Raw genomic sequence first — 2,924 nt, forward strand, 5'->3', positions numbered from 1 at the left:
GGTAAGCGTCCAATTTTGACGTCTTGCCCTAAAGTATAAAAAAGTCGATCTTCGCTGCTGTAATCAAAAACCAGTAAGCATGTATAGCAGCAGCGATTTTGAGCATCTGTTCATCCGTTACAAAGCGGAGGCGATGCCGCAAGGTGAGTCCATCCAGGACTTCTGTTTGAAAAACAAAGTACCCTACAATCTGTTTCACAAATGGTACAAGGATACCCGACATCACATTGTCCCGGTACAGGTAGAAGGACAACAGGTGGAGCAAGAACCGGAAAAGGATCTTTCAGCTTCCGCCCCATTGATGGGAGGTGCCTTGTCATCCCCTCCGTTGAGATTCATGATAGACATCCGTATAACGGGTGGAATGCGCATCCAGCAACGGAATTTAAGCTACAAGGGTTTGAAGGACCTGGTAGAGAAGTTGGAGGGACTATGCTGAATGTTACAGGCATGAACAGGTTTTATTACCTGAGAAACTTCCATGACATGCGCTGCAAATATGAACGTGTGCTTTCCGTGATCCATCAGCAGTTGAACCGCGAGCCGGAAGAAGATGAAGTCTTCATTGTGATGTCCAGGGACCGTCGGAAAGTCAGGCTGTTTTCTTACGACCGCCGTTCCTTCAGTCTGTATGAGAAGCGTTTCTCTTCGGGTTATAAGTTTATGCAGGTATGCAGGCAGGGTGAAGAAACGGTATATAGCATCCAATGGAAAGATGTGGTTGTGCTGTTACAGGATCCTGTGATCAACTCGTTGAATATCAGATAAATAAATGTGAAATAATTTGTTTATGTCACTGGAAATGAGTATCTTTATGGTATAAAAAAGAGTGACATGGACGATCGTGAATTTGAAAAGATATTGGCTTCGGCCGAACAACTGAGGTTCCGTGAAAAAGAGACGGAACCTTGGGCTGACCGTTATTCCGATATGAATTCCATGGAAAAATCAATGTTGCTTGACGAACTTTTTGCCTTACGCAAGGCTGACAAGGCAGAAAGGGAGCGGCTTCTGGCGAAGCTCGACCGTATGACCGAACAGCTGCTGACTCTGAATGAAAGCTCACAAGCACAAACCAGGATGATTGATGAGCTGAAACGTATGCTGTCGGATCGTGACGCGCTGATAGAAAAGCTCCGGAAGGAGAATGCCGCCTTGAAGGAACAGAAGAAGCTTTCAGACAAGAACCGCTTCGACGGCAAGACCCAGAAGGTTTCGTCCAAGAACCGTGGCTCCGATTCCCGCGAAGCTGACAAGGAAGATTTTGACGGCAGTTCCACTCCCAACCTTCCTTCGGAGGAGAGGGGAACGGACATTCCGTCATCTGCCGGTAGTAAACAGGAACGGCCATACCGCCAGGGAATGTCTTACAAACGTATGAAGGCAGATAAGTCCGTGTGCCATGATTTCGATTTCTGCCGTTTGCCGAAAGAAGCAGTTATTATCAAGACATTCCACAAGTATTCTTACGAGCAAGTGAGCTATATTCTGGAGCACAGGTATCAGGTTGTCCGTTACAAGCTGCCGGACGGTAGAATCTGCGAAGGCTACCTTTCCAAAGACGGAGGCCCCGATTACATGGATGTGGTTCCGGGAACCCATGCATCCGCTGATTTCCTGGCCCATCTGGCCTTCAACCATTTTGTGCTGGATGTGCCTTATTACCGTGAGATGTACCGTCTGAACGACCATGGTATGTTCCTGAGCCGCATGACCTTGACCAACTGGCTTGAGAAAGGTGCAGGGTTTACCAGGGGACTGGTTGAAACGCTCAAGAATATGGCCATGGAGAAAGATGCCATCGTGAACTGCGACGAGACCTGGTGCAAGGTGAAGGTACAGGACCGTTATCGTAAAAGATATATCTGGTGTCTGGTCAACCGTGAAGAGAAGATTGTCATCTATTGTTATGAGGAAGGTTCCCGCAGCCGTGATGCCCTGAAGAACATTTTGGGCGACCGGCAGATCAGGGCGCTGCAGTCGGACGGCTACAATGTGTACATGTATCTGGAAGACAGGCTGTACGACACGGAACATCTCTGCTGCCTGGCCCATGCGCGTGCCAAGTTCGTGTATGCCTACGAGCAGGGCGGTGACCTGAATGCGAAACAGATGCTGGAATACATCGGCTGGTTGTACGGTCAGGAAGACAGTTACCGCCAGTCCGGTCTGACAGCTGAAGAGATAACCCGACAACGGAACTCCCTGCGGACAAAGGAAGTCATCGGCCGCATGCGCAGTTTTCTGAATGTGCTGACTTCGGAGGGTCATCCTCCCCGTGGAGATCTGATGGAAAAGGCGGTCAATTACCTGAAGAACTTCTGGAATCAGCTGTTCGCCTACTTGAAAGACGGCCGCTACAGCATCGACAATACCATTGCGGAGCGTTTCATCCGTCCCTTGGCGGGTGAGCGGAAGAACTCGTTGTTCTTTGGCAGCAACCGTATGGCGAATGTGTCAGCCGCCTATCATACTTTGATATCTACTTGCCGGGCCAACGGTATCTCCGCCCTGGCTTATTTAAAGAAATTTTTCCGTGAGGTGGTCAAAGGGCGTAGGGATTATGAGAATCTGCTACCGATGACCATCGGAATCAATACTAACAAACTTTAAAAATCAAGTCCGGTTTTTGAAAACTTTAAGAGGAAAGCTTCCCAAAGGGGCTTTCCCTGTAGGGTACGTCAAAATTGGACGCTTACAGGTAGGGGGATTTTGCGAAATCTATTTTTATATGTTTCTATTATAGATTTATCATGATGATACAGTAAGTGGTAAGCGTCCAATTTTGACGTCTTGCCCTAAAGTATAAAAAAGTCGATCTTCGCTGCTGTAATCAAAAACCAGTAAGCATGTATAGCAGCAGCGATTTTGAGCATCTGTTCATCCGTTACAAAGCGGAGGCGATGCCGCAAGGTGAGTCCATC

General features: G+C 48.0%; 3 protein-coding genes. All 3 read left to right on the forward strand.

Annotated elements, in window-relative coordinates:
* Positions 1-79: 79 nt before the first annotated feature.
* Positions 80-439: a hypothetical protein gene (locus BQ7483_RS00030; protein WP_072544386.1), complete on the forward strand. Its 360-nt coding sequence runs from the start codon at positions 80-82 to the stop codon at positions 437-439.
* An 11-nt stretch (positions 440-450) separates the two neighbouring features.
* On the forward strand, positions 451-768 hold the full coding sequence (gene tnpB, locus BQ7483_RS00035; RefSeq protein WP_162274235.1) for an IS66 family insertion sequence element accessory protein TnpB: 318 nt from the start codon (positions 451-453) through the stop codon (positions 766-768).
* Positions 769-834: 66 nt separating this feature from the next.
* A complete protein-coding gene (gene tnpC / locus BQ7483_RS00040) occupies positions 835-2,613 on the forward strand; it encodes an IS66 family transposase (RefSeq protein WP_072544388.1) in 1,779 nt (592 codons plus the stop codon).
* The last annotated feature ends 311 nt before the right edge of the window (positions 2,614-2,924 follow it).

It is taken from the genome of Mediterranea massiliensis (assembly GCF_900128475.1).
GTDB lineage: Bacteria > Bacteroidota > Bacteroidia > Bacteroidales > Bacteroidaceae > Bacteroides > Bacteroides massiliensis_E.